General features: G+C 47.3%; 25 protein-coding genes and 1 tRNA gene. All 26 read left to right on the top strand.

Features of this window, described 5'->3' with window-relative positions; translation table 11 throughout:
* Positions 1-57: 57 nt before the first annotated feature.
* The 26 genes from aroQ to AC5SLM_RS03550 all read left to right on the top strand — a co-directional run bounded on the left by aroQ (position 58) and on the right by AC5SLM_RS03550 (position 23,626).
* The gene (gene aroQ / locus AC5SLM_RS03675) at positions 58-543 is read left to right on the top strand and encodes a type II 3-dehydroquinate dehydratase (protein WP_495249579.1); all 486 of its coding nucleotides are present in this window, start codon (positions 58-60) and stop codon (positions 541-543) included.
* Complete coding sequence (locus tag AC5SLM_RS03670; protein WP_495249577.1) at positions 543-1,571, top strand: M24 family metallopeptidase; 1,029 nt, start codon at positions 543-545, stop codon at positions 1,569-1,571. The genes aroQ and AC5SLM_RS03670 overlap by 1 nt, the downstream gene beginning before the upstream one ends.
* Entirely contained in the window at positions 1,568-2,053 is a 486-nt protein-coding gene (gene folK, locus AC5SLM_RS03665; protein ID WP_495249576.1) for a 2-amino-4-hydroxy-6-hydroxymethyldihydropteridine diphosphokinase, read from the top strand. Before AC5SLM_RS03670 ends, folK begins: the two co-directional genes overlap by 4 nt.
* Complete coding sequence (gene flhF, locus AC5SLM_RS03660) at positions 2,050-3,321, top strand: flagellar biosynthesis GTPase FlhF (protein ID WP_495249575.1); 1,272 nt, start codon at positions 2,050-2,052, stop codon at positions 3,319-3,321. The genes folK and flhF overlap by 4 nt, the downstream gene beginning before the upstream one ends.
* Entirely contained in the window at positions 3,302-4,174 is an 873-nt protein-coding gene (locus AC5SLM_RS03655) for a MinD/ParA family protein (RefSeq protein WP_495249574.1), read from the top strand. Before flhF ends, AC5SLM_RS03655 begins: the two co-directional genes overlap by 20 nt.
* 25 nt (positions 4,175-4,199) lie before the next feature.
* Complete coding sequence (locus AC5SLM_RS03650; protein WP_495249573.1) at positions 4,200-4,559, top strand: hypothetical protein; 360 nt, start codon at positions 4,200-4,202, stop codon at positions 4,557-4,559.
* A complete protein-coding gene (locus AC5SLM_RS03645) occupies positions 4,531-5,244 on the top strand; it encodes an RNA polymerase sigma factor FliA (RefSeq protein ID WP_495249572.1) in 714 nt (237 codons plus the stop codon). The genes AC5SLM_RS03650 and AC5SLM_RS03645 overlap by 29 nt, the downstream gene beginning before the upstream one ends.
* The gene (gene fliM, locus AC5SLM_RS03640; protein WP_495249571.1) at positions 5,237-6,310 is read left to right on the top strand and encodes a flagellar motor switch protein FliM; all 1,074 of its coding nucleotides are present in this window, start codon (positions 5,237-5,239) and stop codon (positions 6,308-6,310) included. Before AC5SLM_RS03645 ends, fliM begins: the two co-directional genes overlap by 8 nt.
* Positions 6,303-7,148, top strand: a complete 846-nt coding sequence (gene fliY, locus AC5SLM_RS03635) for a flagellar motor switch protein FliY (RefSeq protein ID WP_495249570.1) — start codon at positions 6,303-6,305, stop codon at positions 7,146-7,148. The genes fliM and fliY overlap by 8 nt, the downstream gene beginning before the upstream one ends.
* Positions 7,149-7,156: 8 nt before the next feature.
* On the top strand, positions 7,157-7,738 hold the full coding sequence (locus AC5SLM_RS03630) for an NUDIX domain-containing protein (RefSeq protein ID WP_495249569.1): 582 nt from the start codon (positions 7,157-7,159) through the stop codon (positions 7,736-7,738).
* 102 nt (positions 7,739-7,840) lie between these two features.
* Positions 7,841-8,770 carry a ribose-phosphate pyrophosphokinase gene (locus tag AC5SLM_RS03625; RefSeq protein ID WP_495249568.1) on the top strand — a complete coding sequence of 310 codons (930 nt, stop codon included), beginning with the start codon at positions 7,841-7,843 and terminating at the stop codon, positions 8,768-8,770.
* A gap of 9 nt (positions 8,771-8,779) precedes the next feature.
* Positions 8,780-10,573, top strand: coding sequence for a translation elongation factor 4 (gene lepA, locus AC5SLM_RS03620; RefSeq protein WP_495249567.1), 1,794 nt, complete (start codon positions 8,780-8,782; stop codon positions 10,571-10,573).
* Between the two features lie 23 nt (positions 10,574-10,596).
* Positions 10,597-11,172 carry a YajG family lipoprotein gene (locus AC5SLM_RS03615; RefSeq protein ID WP_495249566.1) on the top strand — a complete coding sequence of 192 codons (576 nt, stop codon included), beginning with the start codon at positions 10,597-10,599 and terminating at the stop codon, positions 11,170-11,172.
* 2 nt (positions 11,173-11,174) lie between these two features.
* Complete coding sequence (locus AC5SLM_RS03610) at positions 11,175-11,750, top strand: ComF family protein (protein ID WP_495249565.1); 576 nt, start codon at positions 11,175-11,177, stop codon at positions 11,748-11,750.
* Between the two features lie 78 nt (positions 11,751-11,828).
* Positions 11,829-14,342 carry a DNA gyrase subunit A gene (gyrA, locus tag AC5SLM_RS03605; protein ID WP_495249564.1) on the top strand — a complete coding sequence of 838 codons (2,514 nt, stop codon included), beginning with the start codon at positions 11,829-11,831 and terminating at the stop codon, positions 14,340-14,342.
* Positions 14,343-14,389: 47 nt separating this feature from the next.
* On the top strand, positions 14,390-14,896 hold the full coding sequence (locus tag AC5SLM_RS03600) for an LPP20 family lipoprotein (protein ID WP_495249949.1): 507 nt from the start codon (positions 14,390-14,392) through the stop codon (positions 14,894-14,896).
* Positions 14,872-15,264, top strand: coding sequence for a hypothetical protein (locus tag AC5SLM_RS03595; RefSeq protein WP_495249563.1), 393 nt, complete (start codon positions 14,872-14,874; stop codon positions 15,262-15,264). The genes AC5SLM_RS03600 and AC5SLM_RS03595 overlap by 25 nt, the downstream gene beginning before the upstream one ends.
* Before the next feature lie 32 nt (positions 15,265-15,296).
* The gene (locus AC5SLM_RS03590) at positions 15,297-16,583 is read left to right on the top strand and encodes a sigma-54-dependent transcriptional regulator (RefSeq protein ID WP_495249562.1); all 1,287 of its coding nucleotides are present in this window, start codon (positions 15,297-15,299) and stop codon (positions 16,581-16,583) included.
* A 9-nt stretch (positions 16,584-16,592) separates the two neighbouring features.
* Positions 16,593-17,618 (top strand): aspartate-semialdehyde dehydrogenase, encoded by a 1,026-nt coding sequence (locus AC5SLM_RS03585; RefSeq protein ID WP_495249561.1) that lies wholly within the window; start codon positions 16,593-16,595, stop codon positions 17,616-17,618.
* Between the two features lie 2 nt (positions 17,619-17,620).
* A complete protein-coding gene (gene hemE, locus AC5SLM_RS03580) occupies positions 17,621-18,643 on the top strand; it encodes a uroporphyrinogen decarboxylase (protein ID WP_495249560.1) in 1,023 nt (340 codons plus the stop codon).
* A 4-nt stretch (positions 18,644-18,647) separates the two neighbouring features.
* The gene (locus AC5SLM_RS03575) at positions 18,648-19,556 is read left to right on the top strand and encodes a radical SAM protein (protein WP_495249559.1); all 909 of its coding nucleotides are present in this window, start codon (positions 18,648-18,650) and stop codon (positions 19,554-19,556) included.
* 120 nt (positions 19,557-19,676) lie between these two features.
* Positions 19,677-19,751: transfer RNA gene (locus AC5SLM_RS03570), tRNA-Asn, on the top strand.
* Between the two features lie 125 nt (positions 19,752-19,876).
* Positions 19,877-21,271: a hypothetical protein gene (locus tag AC5SLM_RS03565; RefSeq protein WP_495249558.1), complete on the top strand. Its 1,395-nt coding sequence runs from the start codon at positions 19,877-19,879 to the stop codon at positions 21,269-21,271.
* A gap of 304 nt (positions 21,272-21,575) precedes the next feature.
* Positions 21,576-21,788, top strand: a complete 213-nt coding sequence (locus AC5SLM_RS03560) for a hypothetical protein (protein ID WP_495249948.1) — start codon at positions 21,576-21,578, stop codon at positions 21,786-21,788.
* Entirely contained in the window at positions 21,781-22,440 is a 660-nt protein-coding gene (locus tag AC5SLM_RS03555; protein WP_495249557.1) for a hypothetical protein, read from the top strand. Before AC5SLM_RS03560 ends, AC5SLM_RS03555 begins: the two co-directional genes overlap by 8 nt.
* Before the next feature lie 61 nt (positions 22,441-22,501).
* Entirely contained in the window at positions 22,502-23,626 is a 1,125-nt protein-coding gene (locus AC5SLM_RS03550) for a branched-chain amino acid ABC transporter substrate-binding protein (protein ID WP_495249556.1), read from the top strand.
* Positions 23,627-23,628: the final 2 nt, after the last annotated feature.

The following is a 23,628-nucleotide window of genomic DNA, read 5'->3' as shown; positions in this document are numbered from 1 at the left end:
CAAATTTTTAGCTTGCCGGTGTTATAATCAACCCTCATTAACTCCCAAAGGAACCCCATGAAAATCGTTGTTATCCAAGGCCCCAACCTCAATATGCTTGGGCACCGTGAACAGAACATTTACGGCCCGATGAAACTTGAAGAGATTCATACGCAAATGGAGGGTGTGGCTAAACAACACCAGTTTGAAATCGAATTTTTCCAATCCAATCTTGAGGGCGAAATCGTTGACCGCATCCAAGAGTGCATGGGCGAAGCCGATGGCATTATCATCAACCCCGCTGCTTATTCGCACACGTCTATCGCGATTCGCGATGCGATTAGTTCCGTCTCTTTGCCCGTGGTGGAAGTGCATATTAGCAATATTTACCGCCGTGAAGAGTTTCGCCACAAAAGCCTCATCGCTCCTGTGTGTGCTGGACAAATTTGTGGGTTTGGCCCCTTTGGTTACCACCTTGCGATGATTTCTATGATTCAAGTCTTGGGCGAAATCGCGGCGATACGCCAAGCCCAAAATGAAACACAAAGTGAAGCCCAAGCCTAATGCACGCCACATTACTTAAAGGGGAGAGTGCGCTAGCTTATGCGTGCGGGTTTTCCTGCGACAACGGATTGTTGCTTCAAACCCCTACGCAAGCCTTTTTCATCACCGATGGACGGTACGTGACCGACGCAAAAGCAACGGTTATGGCTTCGACGGAAGTGATTGATGGGGGCCGGACTTTGGTGGCAAAGGCGCGCAAGTTACTGCGCCGCCTTGGCATCACCTCCCTCGCACTAGACCCTTTAGAGTGGAATATTAGTGCCTATGAAGCCTTATTAAAAGGCTTACATGTAAGGGTAAAACCTGAGCCCAATCTTTCTCAAAAACGCCGCATTATTAAAACCCCTCAAGAGTTGCTCTTATTGCAAAGTGCGGTGCAAAAAGGTGCCGAGGCATTTGATGCCTTTGTGGCTTTTGTGCGCGAACAGGGCGTGGGATTGTCCGAACACGCCCTGCACTACGAAGCAACCCGCCTCTTTACATGTAAGGGTGCTTTGGGACTCTCTTTCCCTCCTATTGTTGCTATCAATGCCAATGCCGCCAAGCCCCACGCAACGCCCCAAGAGACCGTGCTAAAAGAAGGGGATTTGATGTTGCTTGATGCGGGCGTGGTGGCGCAAGGGTATTGTTCTGACCGCACGCGCACCTTTGAGGTGGGACCAAATGCCCATGCGGGCAAAATGCAAACCTTTACATGTAAGACGCGCCAAAAGGTGTATGATACGGTGTTAAAAGCCCAAGAAGCAGCTATTGCCATAGCAAAGCCAGGCGTGCGGGCGTGTGCAGTGGACAAGGCTGCGCGTGACGTGATTGACGCGGCGGGTTATGGCGCCTATTTTGTCCACTCTACAGGCCATGGCGTGGGGTTGGACATCCACGAATTGCCCGTCATTTCCGCTTCAAGCCAGAGCGTCTTGGAAGAGGGTATGGTCTTTACGGTGGAGCCGGGTATTTACTTGCCGGGTGAATTTGGGGTGCGCATCGAAGATATGGTGGTCGTGCATGCTTCTGGGGTGGAGGTGTTATGAAATTAGCGGGCGTTTCGTTGGTCAAAGCCCCCTTTTTTCCCTACAAACGCACCCCCCGTTCCCCTTACCGCTATGGGGCACTTGTGGGGATTGGTGGAAACGAAGGAGCTGTGGCGGAGCGCTTTGTGCGCCTTTGGCGCTACTGGGCCAACAGGCGGGATATTTTTGTGGTGGAGACCTCGCCTATTGTCAAAAACCCGCCCTTTGGCTACCTCTCTCAGCCTGATTTTTTTAATGCCCTAGCGTGGGTGCAAACCAGCCTGAGTGCCAAGGCTTTACTTAGCTTACTCTTGCACACCGAAAAGCGTTTTGGCCGCGTGCGTAAAGAGCGTTATGGGCCACGAACCCTAGATTTAGATTTGATTTTTTTTGAAAACCAGACACACAACACCCCTCGACTTACCCTGCCCCATCCCCATTGGAGCGAGCGCCTCTCGGTAATCGTGCCCCTTGGGATGATGCAGCAAAGGAATGTATCGTGAAATTTTTAACCTTCACTGGTGAAACGCCCGCAGAGGCGCTGAAAAAAGCCCAACATGAATGCGGGGAAGATGCGTATGTTATGAGTACCAAGCAGGTGAAGAAAAAAACCATGAATTCCCCTGCCCTGTACGAGATAGTCGTGGCCCTTGATGAGAACGCGACGCCCCAAAAGCCTTCCGCTCCCCAAGAGCGACCAACGCGCGGGGAAGACGTGTTGCTTAACATTTCTGAAGCGGCGAAACAGATTTCTGAGATTGCCAAAGTGACCAGTGCGGGGGCGTACGCAAAAGAGCGCAAAGAAGACGCGGCTACGAAAGCCTCGCTTCCAACAGAAGAGTTGGGGCAGATTAAACAAGAAATCAACAAGCTTGCCGATAAAATCAAACTCATCCAAGAGATGTTTTGGGACGAAAAAGCACCCTTGCGTGGCAACCTTGCTATTCCCCCAGAATTTTCCCAAATCTATAAACTCGCAGGCCAAAGCGGGATGAGTAAAGAGCACCTAGGAACCATCATGCGCTTGACCCTTGAGCACATGCCAAGCCGCATGAAAAGCAGTAGCGAGACCATTAAACGTTACTTTCAAGTGCTCCTTCGCAAAATGATTCCCGTGCGCTCAGAGGCAGTGCTGAGTAAGGGGCAGCAAAAGATTATGATGTTTGTGGGGCCAACGGGTGTGGGCAAGACCACCACCCTTGCCAAACTAGCAGCGCGCTATTCGTACCTTTCTCAGCAACGCTACAAGGTAGGTGTGATTACCTTAGACACGTACCGTATTGGCGCGGTGGAGCAGTTGTTTCAGTATGCCAAAATGATGCGTTTGCCTGTTGAGGATGTGGTGGATATTGGGGATTTTGAAAACGCGTTGCGCGCACTGGGGCATTGTGACATTATCTTGGTAGACACAGTGGGGAGTTCCCAGTACGACAAAGAAAAACTCATGAAGTTGGACAATTTTCTCAAAAACTCCGCGGCGCAGATTGATGTGAATTTGGTGGTTTCGGCGGGGACAAAGTTAGAAGATTTGAAAGAGATTTATGCCAACTTTTCCTTTTTGGACATTGACACACTTATTTTTACCAAATTTGATGAAACCAAGGTCTTTGGCAATATTTTTTCCCTGATTTACGAAATCGACAAACCCGTGAGTTATTTTTCCATCGGGCAAGAAGTGCCAGATGATTTGCGTACGGCAAGCAGTGAATACTTGGTTGAGTGTATGTTGGACGGTTTCAAAAAGGATGGGCATGGAAAATCAGGCAAATAAACTTAAACGTCTTGTGAAAGAGCAGCCTGAAAAATCAGGCCACGTCACGCGTTTTATCGCCATCACAAGCGGCAAAGGCGGGGTGGGAAAAAGCACCGTGAGCGCTAATATGGCAAATTTACTTGCTAGCCATGGGTACAAAGTAGGGCTTTTGGATGCGGACATTGGATTGGCAAATCTGGATGTCATTTTGAATGTGCGGATTCAAAAAAACCTCTTACATGTACTCAAGGGCGAGTGTTCCCTAGCGGACATTATTGTGCAAGTCAAGCCCAATCTTATCCTTATCCCAGGGGAAAGTGGGGATGAGATTTTAAAATACAACGACCAATTTATTTACGAGCGCTTTTTTGAAGAAGCCAAGGTGCTTGATGAACTTGATTTTCTCATCATGGACACAGGGGCAGGGATTGGAGAGACCATCCAAGTGTTTTTAGAAGCCGCTGATGAGGTGATTATCGTGACCGTGCCAGATCCTGCTGCTATCACAGATGCGTACGCGACCATCAAAGTGACAAGCAAAATTAAGGATTCTTTGCAAATGGTGCTCAATATGACGCGCAATGAAAAAGAAGCACAGCTGATTTTCGATAAAATCAAAAAAGTGGCGTTGCAAAATATTGGGCCCAAGCTTGAACTCAATCTTTTAGGAAGGTTGCCTGATGATAAAGTTGTCTCACGGAGTGTGAAACAACGCACCTTGTTCACCAATGACGCACCCATGGGTGCTGCGTCGATGGATATGAAGCGCATTGTCAATAATCTCGTCTTCCGTTTGGAACGAAAAGTGCTTGACACCAAAGCAGACCGAAGCTTTGGTGGCTTTTTTAAGCGCCTCATGGAACAATTCTAGTCACAAGGTATGAGGATATGATGCTATGCTAAAACCGGAAAATTTCATCTACTTCTTTACGGTATGCGGGTTTTTTATTGGCCTTATTTTTTCTATCGTAGCCGAAGCATCTCCGGTGGATTTTCTGGTATACACCTTAGAAATCACCCTCTTTTTTTACCTGTTCATCCACGTGGTGGTGATGAATTTTGTGGATGTGCAACTTGCGGGTAAAAAGCTTTTTGATTACAAACAATACGAAGAAATCAGCGCCTATTTTATTCACGAAATTCAAGAGCGCGAACGGCGCATGGAAACGTTGATTGACCCAGATGCCCAACACGAGCCCAACGTGGTGCACAATATGATGAGAAGCCATGGAAACAGCAAGAAAAAAGCAGCTTAGCGTTTACGGACAAAACGCCAAAAAACACCAAGATGACCTTGTGCTTCAGTACATGCCAGCGGTGCGCGCCATGGCCTTTCGCCTCAAAGAACGCTTGCCTTCTTCTGTGGATGTAAATGACCTTATTTCTGTGGGAACCGAGGAGATGATTAAGCTCTCCCGTCGTTATGATAAAGAGCAAAATGACTCCTTTTGGGGGTATGGCAAAAAGCGTGTGTACGGGTCGATGTTGGATTATTTGCGCTCTTTGGATGTCATGAGCCGCTCAAACCGAAAACTCCTCAAAGCCATTGACCACGAAATAGACATCTACTACAATGCCCACGGAGAAGAACCTGATAACATAGCCCTTGCGGCAATCTTGGGGGAAGAGTTAGAAAAAATAGAAGAAGCCAGAAATGCTTTTATGGTGGCAACCACCTTGCCTATCAATGAACAAATGACTATCTTTTCCCAAGAAGAAACCGAGTCAATCGTAGAAAAAGACCAACTCATCGAAGTGGTGCAAAGCCTCTTGGGGGGCTTTAAAGAAAGGGAACAATTGATCATCCAACTCTACTATTTTGAAGAGTTAAACCTCAAAGAGATTAGTGCGATTTTAGACATTACCGAATCACGTATTTCACAGATTCATAAAAAACTCATGCGAAAGCTAAGAGACGCACTGGAGGGCACCCATGGCTGATATTTTAAGTCAAGAGGAGATTGACGCCCTTTTAGAAGTTGTTGATGAAGAAGGGGATGCTGATTTAATCGCGAGTGGCGGCGAGGCTGAAGATAACCGACAGGTTATTTTGTATGACTTTAAGCGCCCCAACCGCGTCTCCAAAGAGCAATTGCGCGCGGTCAAAGGGATCCACGATAAAATGGCGCGAAACTTGGCCTCCCAAATCTCTTCCATCATGCGCAGTATCGTCGAGATTCAACTCCACTCGGTTGACCAGATGACCTACGGGGAGTTTTTGATGAGCTTGCCTAGCCCGACGAGCTTTAACGTGTTTTCCATCAAACCTCTTGATGGCAATTGCATCATCGAAATCAACCCCTCCATCGCCTTTCCGATGATTGATAGGCTACTAGGAGGAAGCGGGGAGTCGTACGAGTCTACGCGCGAACTGACCGACATTGAGCTGAACCTTTTGGACGCGATTTTACGCATCGTGATGCAGCGGCTCAAAGAAGGATGGGCACCCATTACGGACATGTACCCCAACGTGGAGTCTAAAGAATCTAGCCCCAACGTGGTACAGATTGTTTCGCAAAACGAGATTGTCATCATGGTCGTTATGGAAATCATCATTGGAAACTCTAGCGGGATGATTAACCTGTGCTATCCTGTTATTTACCTCGAACCCATTCTCTCGCGTTTGGCTAACCGTGACATCATGCTTGGGGAAACTTCGGCCAAGAAAAGCCGTAACAAAGAGCTTAAAACCCTTGTGGGACGCGCTGAAGTGTTTGGCGAAGCTTTGTTGGGCCGTACGGTTATGAGTGTGGGGGATTTGCTAGAATTGCAAGAGGGTGATATTTTGAGACTGGATCGTCCTGCGGATGATCATGCGGTGGTGACCATCGACCGAAAGGATATTTTCTTGGCAGAAATTGGGTTGCATCGGTTTCGAAAATCGATTAAAGTGAAAGAGCTTATCCGAACGGATAGGGATGAGATTAAAACCTTGTTAGAAGAATACGAACAGAGCAGGCGGGCCAAAGTGTCCTCTTACGACTCCGAGGAGGCAGTAAATGAATGAGTTTATTAAAATACTGGGTCAAGAGCTAGTCTCAACAGTAGAAGGACTAACAGGTCAGACCCCAACCCTAGAACTTGTCGATACTGCCGATGTGAATAAAAACACTTCCGTGGTGCCTCCTATGGCCATTGCTAAAATCGCCGTGAGCGGTGCCATAGAGGCATCCATGCGCATAGCGATTGCTCCAGGGCTTGCGACAGGTATCGGCGCGCTCATGATGGGAGAGGAAGAGGCGATTGGCAAAGAGGAGATGGACGCGGACGATTTGGACGCAACCAAGGAGATCATTTCCAATGTCTTGGGTTCTTTTTCAACAGCCCTTGGCGGCCAAAAAATACTTCCAAAATTGAATTTTTCCGTGGAGTCTATTGATTTTGTGGACGCTACGGATGTGATTGACTTTACGGGTATGCATACTGCTTATATCCACTCTATGGGCGTGCAAGAGATTACGGATCAAGTGATTGTTGTGACCGATGGGGCGATTGAAAAAGCCTTAGGAAATGGTGGCGAGAGTCAAGTGAGTGCTCCTAAAAGTGAAAAAGCCAGCGTGCCCAACGACTTAAGCCATGAAGAGATGCGCAATATCGCGCTGATTATGGACGTACAATTGCCTGTGCGTGTGCGTATTGGGTCTAAAAAAATGCTTTTAAAAGATGTGCTTAGTATGGATATTGGCTCGGTGATTGAGCTTAACCAATTGGCCAACGACCCCCTTGAAATCCTCGTGGGAGACAAGATTGTGGCCATGGGTGAAGTGGTGATTGTGGATGGTAACTTTGGGGTCCAGATTACGGAGATTGGCACCAAGCGCGAACGTTTAGAGAAACTCCGCTAAGTACCACTATGGAAAATGTAAAGCAACGCATCCCTTTCGGGGAGCGTAACCCGCACAAGACTCATGCCGTGTTTTTGGCCATCTACTCGCGGCATATTTCCCCGTGGAAGTACTTTAATGATGACTTACATGTAAAAGAATGCCCCGGGGTGATTATGATCGACCGATGGGATGGGCGCACGGGGTTTCCAGGAGGCACGGCCGATGAAAAAGAAACCTTGTTAGAGGCCCTTGAGCGGGAGATTAAAGAAGAGATTGGGATTCAGATTCGTCCCCCCAAAATCCACGGTATTGCTTCCCATGAATGGAAAATTGGTACCCATTTTTTTGGGATGGAGGTCAATGAGATGGAGCTGATGCACATCTTTTACCACATCCTTAACAATTTTGCCCGTTCCACCTTGTTGCACGCCTACCAAGAAGGGGACCGATCGCGGTTTCTCTCCGAAACCACAGGCATTAAATTGGTGCCCATTGTTTCCCATGGAGGCAAGGGGGTAGACCATTTTCGCACCAATGCCTTTGCAGGAAGTGCGGATTTGGATTTTCGGATTTTTTTGGAAGAAATTTTGGAATTTCGCCTCTCCTAGACCCACGCATTTTCCTTTACATGTAAAGCTTTTGTCTGTTTTTAAGCGCGATTTTTGTACAATAAGCCCTCTCAACAAAGCCCAAGCCAAGGAACACTCATTATGCGAGGCTATAAAGTCTTTTCAGGAACGGCCAACCCTGAATTTGCAAAAAAAGTTGCCAAATACCTCTCTTTGCCCCTTTCTGAGGCAGAAATCAAACGCTTTAGTGACGGTGAAATTAGCATCCAGATTAGCGAAAGTGTGCGCGGAAAAGATGTGTTTATCATCCAACCCACCTGTGCACCTGCTAATGTCAACTTGATGGAATTGCTCATTTTAACAGACGCCCTTCGCCGCAGTTCTGCCGATTCGATTACGGCTGTTATTCCCTATTTTGGGTATGCCAGACAAGACCGAAAGGCTGCACCTAGGGTACCCATTACCGCTAAGTTGGTTGCCAATATGATTCAAACGGCGGGCATTGACCGCGTCGTGACCATCGACTTGCATGCGGGCCAGATTCAAGGGTTTTTTGACATTCCTGTAGACAACCTCTACGGCAACATCATTTTCAATGACTACGTCAAAAACAAAAACCTCAAAAATCCTATCATCGCAAGCCCTGACATCGGCGGCGTCGCAAGGGCACGTAGCTTTGCAAAAAAGCTTGGCGTAGACATGGTTATCGTGGATAAGCGCCGTGAAAAAGCCAACGAATCTGAGGTGATGAATATCATCGGAGACGTGGAAGGCAAAGACGTTATCTTGGTAGATGACATGATTGACACCGCGGGTACCATCGTCAAAGCGGCCCAAGTACTCAAAGCCAAAGGTGCCACAAGCGTGATGGCATGCTGCACCCATCCTGTACTCTCTGGCCCTGCGTATGAGCGCATTGAAAAAGGAGAGTTAGACGAATTGGTGGTGAGTGATACTATCCCCCTTTCGCGCGAATGCTCCAAAATCAAAGTGCTTTCTGTTGCCCACATCTTTGGCGAAGTGATTCGCCGTGTTTATCACAACGAAAGCGTCAATGGACTCTTTCTCTAACGAGGAACTATGCAAAATCGGATTCGTAATTTTTCTATTATCGCCCACATTGACCATGGGAAAAGCACCCTTGCGGATCGTTTGATTCAAGAGTGCGGCGCTGTTTCTATGCGCGAGCTCAAAGAGCAAATGATGGACACCATGGACATCGAAAAAGAACGTGGGATTACCATCAAAGCCCAAAGCGTGCGCTTGACCTATGTTAAAGAGGGCGTGCCTTATGTGCTCAATCTCATCGACACTCCTGGCCACGTGGATTTTTCCTATGAAGTGAGCCGTTCCCTTGCTTCGTGCGAGGGTGCCTTGCTTGTGGTAGACGCCTCTCAGGGTGTAGAAGCCCAGACCATTGCAAACATGTACATCGCCCTTGAAAATGACTTAGAGATTATCCCGGTGATTAACAAAATCGACCTTCCTGCGGCAGACCCTGAGCGGGTTAAAGAAGAGATTGAGCACACTATCGGACTTGATTGTGCCAATGCTTTAGGTGTGAGTGCGAAGAGTGGGATTGGGGTTAAAGAACTTTTAGACCGCATTGTAGAGATTATCCCCGCGCCCTCAGGAGATGAAAATGCCCCCACAAAAGCATTGATTTACGACAGTTGGTTCGATAACTACCTAGGCGCCCTTGCCCTCGTGCGCGTATACGATGGAAAGATTTCCAAAGGACAAGAAGTCTACATCATGGGCTCAGGTAAAAAACATGAAGTGCTTGGATTGCTCTACCCGCATCCTTTGAAACAAGAAAAAACCCTCTCCCTTGAAACGGGCGAGGTGGGGATTGTTATTTTGGGCCTTAAAAATATCAGCGACGTAAAAGTGGGTGACACCATCACCGACAACCGCAACAAAGCCAAAGAAGCAGTGGAAGGCTTTGAAGAAGCCAAACCCTTTGTCTTTGCAGGGCTTTATCCTATCGAAACAGACCGGTTTGAAGAGTTGCGGGATGCCCTTGATAAACTCAAAATGAACGATGGTAGCATCAGTTACGAGCCAGAAACCTCTGTAGCCCTTGGGTTTGGCTTCCGTGTTGGGTTTTTGGGAATGCTTCACATGGAGGTTATCAAAGAACGCTTGGAGCGCGAATTTAACCTTGATTTGATTGCCACCGCCCCAACCGTTACCTACCGTGTTGTTAAAACCAACGGCGACATCAAAGAGATTCAAAACCCTAGCGAATTGCCCTCTGTGAATGAGATTGACTACATTGAAGAACCGTATGTGAAAGCGACCATCATCACCCCGTCAGAATTTTTGGGTAACATCATTACCCTCGTTAGCGGAAAACGGGGGGTCCAAGAAAAGATGGATTACATGAACCCCCAGCGGGTGTTGTTAGAATACTCCATCCCTATGAACGAGATTGTCATGGACTTTTACGACAAACTAAAATCTGCCACCAAAGGGTACGCCAGTTTTGATTACGACCTCTCAGGCTACCGCGCAGGGGATTTAGTACGCCTAGATGTGCGCGTGGCGGGAGAGATTGTGGATGCCCTTTCTATCATCGTTTCCAATGAAAAAGCCATGACCAAGGGGCGTGAGTTTGTTAAAGCCATGAAAGAGATTGTGCCGCGCCAACTGTTTGAGGTGGCGATTCAAGCGAGCATTGGCAATAAAATCATTGCCCGCGAAACGGTAAAGTCCATGGGCAAAAACGTCACGGCCAAGTGTTATGGCGGCGACATCACCCGCAAACGAAAATTGCTAGAAAAGCAAAAAGAAGGCAAGAAACGGATGAAGTCTATCGGAAAGGTGCAATTGCCTCAAGAGGCATTTTTAACCGTTTTGAAGATCGATTAACCCTTACATGTAAAGGAGAAATTATGCGCGTATGGATTGGAATTGGTGTGGCATTGTTGGTCTTAACAGGGTGTGCGTACAAAAACTCCCCCCTCACGTTTTCTCCCTACGTGCCAAAACCCGCCACGGTGATTAGCAGTAAAAGTGTGCAAAAAGTGTACCTAAAGTCGGTGGTCGATAGCCGTCCAAGACAAAGTATCGTTGCTTCTTCAACCAATGCTTCGGGGCAAAATGTGGGGTATGCGACCACAGGCACCGCGCTAGATGTGTGGGTGTATGATGCCCTAAAAAGAGGACTGAGTGCGCGGGGCTATGAAGTGGTAGACACCCCTTTTAAGGAGGCAAAAATCCTTGAAGTGAGTATTGATGAACTCTTTGCACACTACAACGGCGCCTTGCTCTCAGGCGATAACCTCACTGGCACCATGCAACTTAGCTTACATGTAAAGGTGGGGGAGAAAACCACCGTCAAAAAAGTCAGCCAATCCCAAAACAGATGGCACGGCCCTATTCGCTCTTCAGAAGCCTTTGAACCCTTCTTGGAACGCTTGATGAACGATGTGCTTGCCCGCGCGATTGACGAGATTCACGCCCTTTAGCCATGCGGTGTTTGGCGTGTGAAGCCCTCGCGTGGGGGCTTTTGTGTCCTGCATGCAAAGAAACATTCTCCCGCCTTCACCCCAGCCAACGCACCCTGAGTAATGGCTTTAAGGTCAACAGCTTTTTTGCTTATGACGACGTGGCAGAGTTGCTTCACACCAAGCACACGCCCTATGGGGCGAAGGTGTTGCATTTTTTGGCAAGCATCTCCTTTGCTCCTTTTGCCCAAACCCTCGCCCTAGAAGTGCCTCTACTCGCCGTTCCTGTGGATGACCACGTGCGCCACGGCTACAGCCACACGGCCATTTTAGCGCGTGCCCTCAAAACCCCGCTTATTACACCAAAGTACGGTGTGTTACGCGCGACCAGTACTGCGACCTTTAGCGGCAAACCTCTTTCCTTTCGCAAAGCCAATCCTAGAGGCTTTACATGTAAGCTTCCACTGGGGAGTACGGTCATCTTGGTGGATGATTTAATTACGAGCGGACAAACCCTTTTAGAAGCGTCCAACCTGCTCATGAAACGTGGGATTACGCCGCTTTTTGGCTTAACTTTAGCCAATGCAAATGTTACTTAAGATAAAATAGAACCATTTTCGACTCGTGCGCTTTATGTGAGCAAAAAAGTGACGAGATATTCAGAGTGAGGACAGTGAATGAGCAATCTCTTAGACGTCAATCAAGACATCGAGGACATCAATATTGAAGACTCGATTAAGGCCAGTTACTTAGACTACTCCATGAGCGTTATTATTGGGCGCGCCTTGCCCGATGCTAGAGACGGATTAAAACCCGTACACCGCCGCATTTTGTTTGCCATGAATGACTTAAATGTTGGGTACCGCAGTCCTTATAAAAAATCAGCCCGTATCGTCGGGGACGTGATTGGTAAGTACCATCCCCATGGGGACTCTTCGGTGTACGACGCCTTGGTTCGCATGGCGCAACCTTTTTCCATGCGTGTGCCTGCGGTGGATGGCCAAGGAAACTTTGGTTCTGTGGATGGGGACAGCGCGGCGGCCATGCGTTATACGGAAGCGCGCATGACGCTTTTAGCAGAAGAGCTACTCAAAGACATTGACAAAGACACGGTTGATTATGTTCCCAACTATGATGATTCCATGAGCGAGCCAGACGTTCTTCCTGCGCGCGTTCCCAACCTTTTGCTTAACGGTTCAAGCGGGATTGCTGTAGGGATGGCGACCAATATTCCTCCCCACAGTTTGGACGAATTGGTGGATGCCTTGTTGTGTTTGATTGAAAATCCCCAATCCGAAGTTGAAGACATGATGGAATACATCAAAGGGCCAGATTTTCCAACAGGGGGGATTATCTTTGGAAAAAAAGGCATCATCGACGCATATAAAACAGGGCGAGGGCGGGTGCGTATTCGCGCAAAAACCCACATCGAACAAAAAGGCAATAAAGACGTTGTCGTGATTGACGAATTGCCCTACCAAGTCAACAAAGCGCGCTTGATTGAGCAAATTGCTAACCTTGTTAAGGAAAAATACCTCGAAGGCATCAGCGAGATTCGTGACGAGAGTGACCGCGAAGGAATCCGTGTGGTTATCGAGCTAAAACGCGATGCCATGAGCGACATCGTGCTCAACAACCTCTACAAGTCTACGCCGCTTGAAACCACCTTTGGGGTGATTTTGTTGGCCATTGAAAACAAAGAACCTAAAATTTTTACCCTCCTTGAGCTGTTGAAACTTTTCCTAAAACACCGCAAGACTGTCATTATTAGGCGTACCATTTTTGAACTTGAAAAAGCCAAAGCCAAAGCCCACATCTTAGAGGGGTTAAAAATCGCGCTTGATAATATTGATGCGATTATTACATTGATTAAACAAAGTGCGGACTCCGCGGAAGCACGCACAGGTTTGGTGGAAAACTTCGGCCTGAGCGACTTGCAAGCGGGCGCTATCTTAGACATGCGCCTTAACCGTCTTACAGGTCTTGAGCGCGAAAAAATCGAAAACGAATTGCGTGCCTTGCTTGATGAGATTGAAAGATTAAGCGCCATTTTAAAAAGCGAAACCATCTTAAGTAACTTGATTAAAGAAGAGCTGCTTGATATTAAAACCAAGTTTAATGTGCCACGCATTACAGAAATTGTGGAAGATTATGATGATATTGGCATTGAGGATTTGATTCCTAATGAGCCGATGGTTGTGACTATCACGCACCGTGGGTACATTAAACGGGTTGCCTTGCACCAATACGAAAAACAAAAACGTGGAGGCAAGGGCAAAACCGCCGTAACAACGTATGATGACGATTTTATTGAAAGCTTCTTTGTTTCTGATACCCACGATACCTTAATGTTTGTGACCGACAGAGGCCAACTCTACTGGCTCAAAGTGTACCGCATCCCAGAAGGAAGCCGCTCCGCTAAAGGCAAGGCAGTGGTCAACCTTGTGCAGCTTGAGCCTGATGAGAAAATCATGGCGATTATCCCTACAAGTGACTTTGATGAGGGAAAATCCATGGCATTTTTTACTAAAAATGGCATTGTGAAACGTACAAATTTGAGCGAGTTTAAAAACATCCGTTCGGTGGGCGTGCGCGCTATTACCTTGGATGATGATGATGAACTTGTGACGGCAAAAATTGCTACAACCCAAGCGCAAAACCTCTTTGTTGTGACGAAAAAAGGGATGTGCGTACGCTTTAACTTGGACGAAGCGCGGGAGATTGGACGTACCGCACGCGGGGTAACGGCCATCCGCTTCAAAGAAGAAGGAGACCGTGTTGTGGGTGCAACCGTCATCTTTAATGACCAAGAAGAGTTGCTCACCATCAGCGAAAAAGGCATTGGAAAACGCACCACCGCAGAAGAGTATCGCCTTCAAAAACGCGGCGGTAAAGGTGTGATTGGCATGAAACTCAATGCCAGAACGGGCGACCTTGTGGGTGTGGTGATTGTGGATGAAAGCAAGGACTTGATGGTGCTCACTTCTAGCGGAAAAATGATTCGCGTGGATATGCAAAGTATCCGAAAAGCAGGCCGAAACACCAGCGGCGTGAAAGTCGTTAATGCGGGTGATGATGTGGTTGCTGGCATTTCCCGTTGCCCGAAAAAAGAAGACGATGAAACAGAAGTGTTGCCAGATGAGGTAAATTTTGATGAAAATGGCGACCCTACGGGAATTTCTGATCTATAATGGAACACAATTTGCTTAACAGGAGAAAATTCATGCAAAGGTTTCGAATGAATAAGTTGGCCGTATCGCTTGTAGCGAGTCTTTCCTTGTTGATGCTTTTTTCTGGCTGTGTTCCTCAACAGCGGTCTGAGGTAATAAGTCAACAAGAACGACAAGTAGTGATTCAAAAAGTGGACAAAGAAGACATTCGGGAAGTGATGCGTGAAGAGAAACTCCTCTTCATCAACAACGCTCCCGAGAAGGTCTTTTCTGTGATGGGTGAGGGGATTGCTCCTCAAAATACCATTTCTCCAGCCCAAGCTATGGCTCTTGCCAAACGTGCTGCGCTGGCAGATGCTTACCGACAAATGGGTGCCAAGCTATACGGCGTGCGCATTTCAGCCAAAGATACAGTGCAAGATGCAGCGCTCAAAGACTCTCGTATTGTGGCACAAGTAGACGGGCTCATTAAAGATGCTAGTATTACCGACATGTCGTTTCAAGACGGATTGTATCGGGTAAATATGGAGCTCAAAATGAGCGAAGAACGTTGGAAAGAAATTTTCTCTTACTAATACTGTGTTGCTCCTTGCTGCAAAGCGGGGAGCAATTTGTTTTTTCTGCAAGGGCATTAAGCCACAATCACACCCTCTTTTATGACCAACTCAACCTTTCTCCCCTCATGCAATTACGGGAAAAAACCCCACGTGAAGTGTGTCAGATTCCTTTTGTAGCCCCCTTACATGTAAGCATGCATCTGTTTTTACAAAGCCAGAAAGAAAGACTGCTTGAGTGCTTTTTGGGCCAAGAGGTTTTAGTGTATGACACCGCGGAACACACGCTAAATTTAGGGCTTACACAAACAGAGATGAGGATTTTGCCCGTACGCTTTACAGTAGAGTTTAAAGATGATTTTGTTACACTCTACCTCCTTGCTCCCTAAGGCGGCAAAGAAAGATTCACACTGAGGGCTTTATGAAAATCGTCGTAGTTGAAGATGATATTAACATGCGTAAATCCCTAGAGATTGCTCTTGGGGAATTCCAAGAGTTTCATGTCAAAACTTATAAAAGTGCCACAGAAGCCCTTAAAAAGATGGACCCCGAGGCCGATTTGGTCATCACCGATATTAACATGCCCGGCATGGACGGGATTGAATTTGTCAAAGCACTTGATGGCAAGCACGATGTGATTGTCATCACTGGAAATGCCACCCTTAACCGCGCCATCGAATCGGTGCGTTTGGGGGTCAAAGATTTTTTAACCAAGCCCTTTGAGATTGACACCCTTGTAGAAGCCATCATGCGCAATGTAAAGTTGCGCGAGCGGGTTAAGGCCCATCCTGCCAAAGAAATGGTGGAAAAACCCGAAGGATTTTTGGGGACTTCTTCAGCCCTTACTAAGGCGATAAACCTTGCGCAAAAAGCGGCAAAGACAGATGCAAGCGTGTTGTTGCTTGGTGAGAGTGGAGTGGGGAAAGAGCTTTTTGCACGCTACATTCATACCCATTCGCTACGGTGTGATGGTCCTTTTGTGGCGCTTAATATGGCGGCAATTCCTGAAAACCTTTTGGAAAGCGAGCTTTTTGGTTTTGAAAAAGGGGCGTTTACAGACGCTAATGCGACCAAAAAAGGACAGTTTGAATTGGCCCAAGGGGGAACGCTTTTTTTAGACGAGATTGGCGAAATGCCAGCCTCTCTTCAAGCAAAACTCTTGCGGGTGATTCAACAACGTGAAGTGATGCGCCTTGGCGGTGGCAAGCCTCAGCCGATTGATGTGCGTATCATTTCAGCCACCAATGCGGATATTTTGGAAAAAATCGCTTCGGGAGCGTTTCGAGAAGATGTGTATTATCGGCTCAACACCATCCCTTTGTGTATTCCGCCGCTTCGGGAACGGTTGGATGAGATAGCACCCATTTCCCAAGCGGTGCTAGCGCGGGTGAGCCAAGAGTATGGATTGGGTGAAAAAACCCTCTCAGAAGCGGCCAAAACCGCGTTGCTTGAGTACCCGTGGCCAGGCAATGTCCGTGAGCTCATTTCCGTCATTGAGCGTGCGGCGATACTGAGTGATGGGGTTGAGATTGTTTGTGAGGATCTTTTTTTAGAAAGCAGACAAAGTGGCAAAAAGATTGACACCATGGAAAAGGAGCTCATCAAAGAAGTATTGGCAAGTGTACAATACGATAAAATTCGGGCAAGTGAACTCTTAGGCATGGGTCAAGGTACCCTTGAGACAAAATGTCAAAAATACAACCTGTAAAGGTCATACATGAAAACATATAACGTAGCAGTCGTTGGCGCAACAGGCGCTGTTGGTGAAGAACTTTTCCGTGTTATGGAAGAGGTGAACTTTCCTGTCAAAAAATTGATTCCCCTTGCGAGTGCACGCAGTGCGGGCGATGAGATTGAATTTAAAGGCACCATGCACAAGGTCATTGAACTCACTGAAAATGTTTTTGAGCAACACGAAGTGGAGATTGCTTTTTTTAGTGCAGGCGGTTCTATTTCGGCCCATTTCGCCCCCCATGCCGCAGAAGCTGGAGCAGTGGTGATTGACAATACGAGCCATTTTCGCATGGATGCCAATGTGCCTTTGGTGGTGCCTGAGTGCAATCCTGAAGCCATTGGGCAGTGGAAAGAACGCGGTATTATCGCCAACCCTAACTGCTCTACTATTCAAATGGTGCAGGTGCTAAAACCCCTAGATGATGCCTTTGAGATTTCTCGCGTGGATGTGAGCACGTACCAAGCGGTGAGTGGCGCAGGAAAAGCAGGGATGGAAGAGCTTGTGCACCAACTGAAAGATTTTTTTGCCTTCAAACTAGACGAAGCGGAGGTGAAAACCTTTGCGCACCAAATCGCCTTTAACGTCATTCCGCACATTGACGTGTTTATGGAAAATGATTACACCAAAGAAGAGATGAAGATGGTCAATGAAACCCAAAAAATCTTGGGTAAAACCATGGAAATCAGCGCAACGTGCGTGCGTGTGCCTGTCATCCGAAGCCACTCCGAAGCATTGACGATTCATTTTGTCAAAGATGTGAACGTGGAAAAAGCGATTCAAGTACTCAAAGAAGCCAAAAACGTCGTGGTGCAAGATGAGCCCGAGAAAAATATCTACCCCATGCCCATCACGGCAAGCGACACGGACATGACCTACGTGGGGCGCATCCGCAAAGACATCAACCGAAGCAATGTGCTTCACCTGTGGTGTGTGGCAGACCAGTTGCGCGTGGGTGCGGCGACAAACGCGGTGCGTATTGCACAAAAATGGATTGAGCAAGAAGGTTAGGGATGATTTTTATTGATGCGTGTTTTGGAAAAAAGACCCCCTACACACCCGTATGGATGATGCGCCAAGCAGGGCGTTATTTGCCTGAGTACATGCGCGTACGTGCGGAAGCGGGAGATTTTCTCAGCTTATGCAAAGACCCAAAGCGTGCCTGCGAAGTGACCTTGCAACCCATGGACATCTTGGGTGTGGATGCGGCGATTTTATTTAGCGATATTTTGGTTGTGCCTATGGAAATGGGCATGGAATTGCATTTTGAAAAAGGGGAGGGGCCTGTGTTTAACAAGCCTCTCACTTCGCGCGCGCAGCTTGAAGCCTTACATGTAGAAACAGCGGCCCAACAGTTAGCGTATGTATACGAGGCTATTTCGCTTGTTCGCGCACAGCTCGCGCCAGAAAAAGCGCTTATTGGTTTTTGTGGTGCACCGTGGACATTGGCGACGTATATGATTGAAGGCAAAGGGACCAAAACCTACGCGTTGTGCAAAAAACTCTTGTATTCTGATCCTGAATTCTTGCATGCTATTTTACGCAAAGTGACTGAGGTGTTGAAGCTCTACATGGCGCGCCAGATCGAAGCGGGCGTGAATGCCGTGCAGATTTTTGACTCTTGGGCGGCAGCATTAGAAGAGTCTGCCTTTTTTGAATTTAGCTGGAGTTACATCAAAGAGCTCGTCGCGTTTTTAAAAGAAAAATACCCACACATTCCTGTTATTGTCTTTCCTAAAGGGATTAGTGGTTACTTGGGTAAGATTGATGGAAACTTTGATGTGTTTGGCGTGGACTGGTCTACTCCCATCGAACTTGCCAAGGAAAAATTAGGGGATAAGTATGTCTTACAAGGCAACATGGAACCCACGCGCTTGTATGATAAAAAAGCGATTGATGCGGGCATCGAACATATCCTTTCAGTGATGCAAAATTCCCGTCATATCTTCAACCTCGGCCATGGGATTTTACCGGATATCCCCGTGGAACACGCGAAGTATTTTATTCAAAGCGTGCAAGAACGCAGCCGTTTATAACCTCGTGTCTGGCATTGTTTTTGGTCCCGTCACTTCACGGCGGTTTGGCATCTCTCTTGGGGTGGATTTAAGCCCCAAGAGCAAACAATGCAATTTTGACTGCTTGTACTGTGAACTCGCCAAAGCGCCCCCCGTGCAAGCTATGCGCGAGGTAGTGCCTTACGAAGAAGTGGTAGAAGCGGTAAAACTCGGACTTAAAACCCACCCCCAAGCCCAATACATCACCCTCACTGCCAATGGCGAACCCACACTCTACCCCCATCTCAAAGAGCTTGTTCACGCCCTTAAAGCCTTACATGTAACGCAAAAACTTTTGCTCTTAAGCAACGGTTCGACCATTGCAACCAAAGAGGTGCAAGCGGCGCTTCAAGAGATTGACGTGGTAAAGCTTTCGTTAGATTGTGCTTCGCAACGCTGTTTTGAAAAGCTAGACAGACCCCACAAAACCTTGCGTGTTGAACAGATTATTAAAGGGATGCAAACCTTTGCCAAAACCTTTCGCCACACCTTGATTCTTGAAATCTTGGTAGTAGAAGGGGTAAATGACACAGAAGAAGCCTTTGAGGCACTTGCGCAAGCCGTTAGTGCCATTGCGCCTGCACGGGTGGACGTGGGGACCATCGCTAGGCCTCCTGCGTACGGCGTCAAAGGAGTGAGCGAAGCGCGCTTAAGGGAGCTTGCACGTTTGATTGTGGGGGTGCCAGTCACTGTTCCTAACAAAGCCCATTATACCTCTTTGTACCATTTTAGTGAGGGCGAACTTTTAGAACTTCTTGCCAAGCGGCCCCAAAACACACACGACGTAGAAGAGAGTTTTGACGCGGCAAGTAAAAAGACCTTAGAAACGCTGATAAAAACAGGCAAAGTGTACGAAGAGTGTGTCGCGGGCGTTTCTTTTTACCGCGCAAAATAGCCTGTAAAACAGGGTGTTTTGTAAGGAAAAGCGCAAAAAAATGTTTTTTGGTTGTGTTGCTAAAAAAACCTTGACAAAAAAACTCTTTTTGCCTATAATTTCGGTCTCTTTTCAAAGTGTTCCGGATTAGCTCAGCGGTAGAGTAGGTGACTGTTAATCACTTGGTCACTGGTTCGAATCCAGTATCCGGAGCCACTCTTTCTTCTCCCCTAACTCAAAATACTTTTTTCTTTACATGTAACGCTTTTTGTGCCTATTCTCAGAGCTTCCTAAACAATCTCACGGTAAGATGTTTCCAATAACTCTTCGAGGGAAACTGTATGCCCATACTCCTTTGTGCTTCCAAATATCACATTTTGTCACACTGGACGCAAAACCTAGACGAAACCCCCAGTGTTGCTAAAAGCCAAAAAGAACTCTTAACCTTGTTAGCCAAAGAACACAACACCGTTCCCCTTGTGCTCTTGGAGGCCAAATTGTATGAGGTGGGATTGGCAGGGATTGTGCGTGCGATGCGAGAAGCCAATCCTGCCGTGGGCGTGATGTTGTTATCTCCATGCCCAACCTTTCACGGAGGCCAAGAGGCACTGGCGCTAGGGGCAAACGGTTATGGCAATGTGTACCTTTCAAAAGAGTGGCTTGATGATGCAATAGACACGCTAAAAAAAGGGGAAAATTGGCTCTTCCCTCTCCAAGAAGAGACGGAGGTTTTGGGGGAGATTGTAGGTGAAGTGAGCACCTTAGAGGGAGAACTTTTTGGAAACGGTGGGCGCACACTAGGGGTGGGTTCACCCGTGTACGCCCAAGAAACACTGATGTTGGCTCAAAGTACCACCCGTGCCTCACTCTCTTTTATCCAAGGCCCGACCCTTGCGCTAAAAGGGATGGAATGCCTTATTGTGGATGCCAGTGTTTTTTCTCAAAGCCCCCACGCTCCTTTGCGCCGTGCACGGGAACTTCCTCGGGCCAAACACTCCTTTTGCCCTTTGCCAGAACGCCCTTTTTACGTGAATGTGGGAAAGGAAAGTTTAATCGACGCCCACAGCAGTGAGCTTGTGTTTGAGGGAGTCTTGCCTCACCATATTGCGGTTTTTCCTTTTCAGATTGAAGAGGCGACGCAAGAAGAAGAGGTCACAGGGTTGACGTTTGGCACTTCTCCTGTGCAAGGGTTTGAACAAAGTCCTGGTGTGATGCGCCTTCAAGGCCGCATTGAAGAGTATGAAATCATCTATTCAAAAAGTTTTAGCCAGTGTGTGTTTGTCAATGACACTATTGCCCGCAGAGATGGGGCGAGGGTTGTCTACCCGCCCATTCAAACCCTAGCCTTTGCCAATGCAAAGGTGGATCTTTTTCATGCGCCAACCCCTGTTGCTTCCCTTAAAACAAAACCCTTTGGTGCTTTTTTGGACTGGACGCACTGTGTGGAGGATTTGGAAAAAGTAAGCATTGTGGTTTGCGGGTACACCCAAGGCGTGGATTATATGCTTTTTGACCGGGCGTGCATTCCCACTGGGGTGCGGTTTAATTATGGTATGGACGAAACCCACATCAGTATCCATTTTTTTGGAAAAGCGCCGGTTGGGGCATACCAAGCTTTGCTAGATAGTGTGAAGCATGAGGCCAATGGCGTCTCCCACGGGATGCTTCGTGCGAAAGTGGAGGCCCAAAATGCAGGAGCGTCTTGGGTTCTTTTTGAAGGAATCCTTGATACTTAAAGTAACACTTGTGCCCCAATAAAAAGAAGACGAATGCTTTTAAGCATCGTCCCAATGTGTTACTTTAAGAAGCGTTACATGTAAAGCCTCCTGCCCATGTTTTGGGGATTTGCTTCCCTTTAGCTTTTTTATTCTCCCTCTTTCTTTTCCCACTGCCTCTTTTTTAGAACCTTTTGTATCTATTTTTTAGCTAATTTAATGTAAAATATTTAAGTTTCATTAAAGCCAAATGCGAAATAATGCAACAGATTTAAAAGAACTACTTTTAGTACTACTTGAAAAAAAGGATAGCGGTTTGGCAAAAATGAAACAGGGCGATTCGGTCATCAGGCAGGTGATTAAAAAAAACCTCACCAAGCGTGAAGTCGCCCAATTGACCATCAAGATTGACGCCAAACTCGACCAAGCTCTCGCCACTTTATCTACGGCACTGGGGATTTCCAAGAACCGTTTGATTGAAGAGATTCTTACCCAAAGTGGGGTGATAGAAGAAGTGGAGGAAAATTACCATGCCTAGCATGCCTTCCCAAGAAGTTGTCGTAGAGGCCGTACTTCAAGGCATTAGCCAAGCTAAGGAAAATTACCTTTTTTGGACCAACAACCGCTTGTTTCTCTCTTATGGCCCACGAAAAATCATCACCCTTCATATCGCCCAAGCCCTTGGAAAAATAGACCATGCACCTGAAGTGTTTATCGACGCAACGGTGGCGGATATCTTGCGGTGTTCGCTGCCAGAGCGCACGGGATACGTGGCCTACATGCAAGAAAATAACCTCTCTCAGGGAGTGTTTAGCATCACACTGGATGAGCGCTTTCCCCACCAAAGTGACAACGACTCCATCTCAAAAGTCATTATTTCAGTGAAAAATGGCGTGCGCAATGTGAAGCACGAATACACCAAAGAGATTGAACGCATTTGCAAAATGCTGCGCCCCTCCAAGACCTCCCAAAGCACCTTATCGTATGGAATTTTTGCCTTTTATGCTGACCTTTCTACCGATGCGCGTAAAAAACTTTCCGCACGTATTCCACAGATTGTGGCGAGTTTTGATAGGGTAGTTGAAGGTTTTGAAGCCTTGCAAGGGCATTTTGTGAGTTCGGGCATTTGGCAGGTAGAGGGGATGGGCGAGTGGTGTGCGGGATGTTATGTGATTGAACCGCGGTGTTAGCAAACGAGGGCGCCATGGCGCCTTGGTTTGGTGACACGAATACTTATTTCAAGGAGAAACCATGAAGACCATTCTTCCTAAACTCGCCGCATCGGTTGCGGTGAGTTGTGCTCTTGTTTCGGCTGTTTCGGCTGCAGATGTGATTAAGATTGGGGTGCAAGCGCCCATCACGGGACAGTATGCCAACGAGGGCCAAAGTATTGATTATGGGGTAAAGCTCATTGCCGAACAGTTTAATGCCAAAGGCGGCGTGTTGGGCAAAAAAATCGAAGTTATCACCTGCGACGATGAAGCCGCACCGCAAAAAGCGGCCATTTGCGCTAGACGCCTTGTGAATGAAGGTGTGATGGCGGTCATTGGTTCGTATACCTCGGGTGCAACCGAAGCGGCACAAGCGACCTATTTTCGCAATGGCGTTCTTCAAACCAGCGATGGTACCAGCGATTCACTGACAGAGAAAAAATACTGGACGTTCTTTAGAAACTCTTTCCAAAACAGCGCCCAAGCAGAGTTTACAGCGGATTATTTTGTCAATGAGAAAAAATACCAACGCATCGCGCTTCTTTCGGATTATTCAAGCTACTCCACAGGGCTTGTGGACGCGGTTGAAGCGGAGTTAAAAGCAAAAGGCGGCAACATCGTTTTTAAAGACCGCGTGCGCTCAGGGGCTCAAAACTTTACAGCGGTACTTACCCGCATTAAGTCCTTAAATCCTGATGTTATTTACTATGGTGGGTATTACACGGACGGGGGATTGATTCGCGCGCAACAACAACAATTACGCCTTGAAGCAGACTTCGTGGGCGGGGACTCCAACGACAATCCTGATTACATCAAACTAGCAGGTGACAGCGCTAAAGGAACTATTTTAGTGAACTTCCCAACCCCTGAGTTTTTACCTTACGATACCGCCAAACAATTTTTGGCAGATTATCGCGCAAAATACAACCAAGACCCCGCTTCTATTTGGGCGCTAATGAACATCGATGGATTGCTCACTATTTTGCATGCGATGGAAGAGCTAAAAACAGAAGATACCAAAAAGATTTCAGACTACTTGCACACATTACGTGATTTCCCCGGCATCACAGGACCTGTTTCTTTCAGAGAAGACGGCGAACGCATCAACACTAAGTTTAATGTGTATGAAATTCAACCCGACAACAGCTATAAAATTATTTTCTAGGA

This window comes from Sulfurospirillum sp. HTRB-L1, from assembly GCF_059415125.1.
This window is presented reverse-complemented; position numbering and strand designations above follow the sequence as displayed.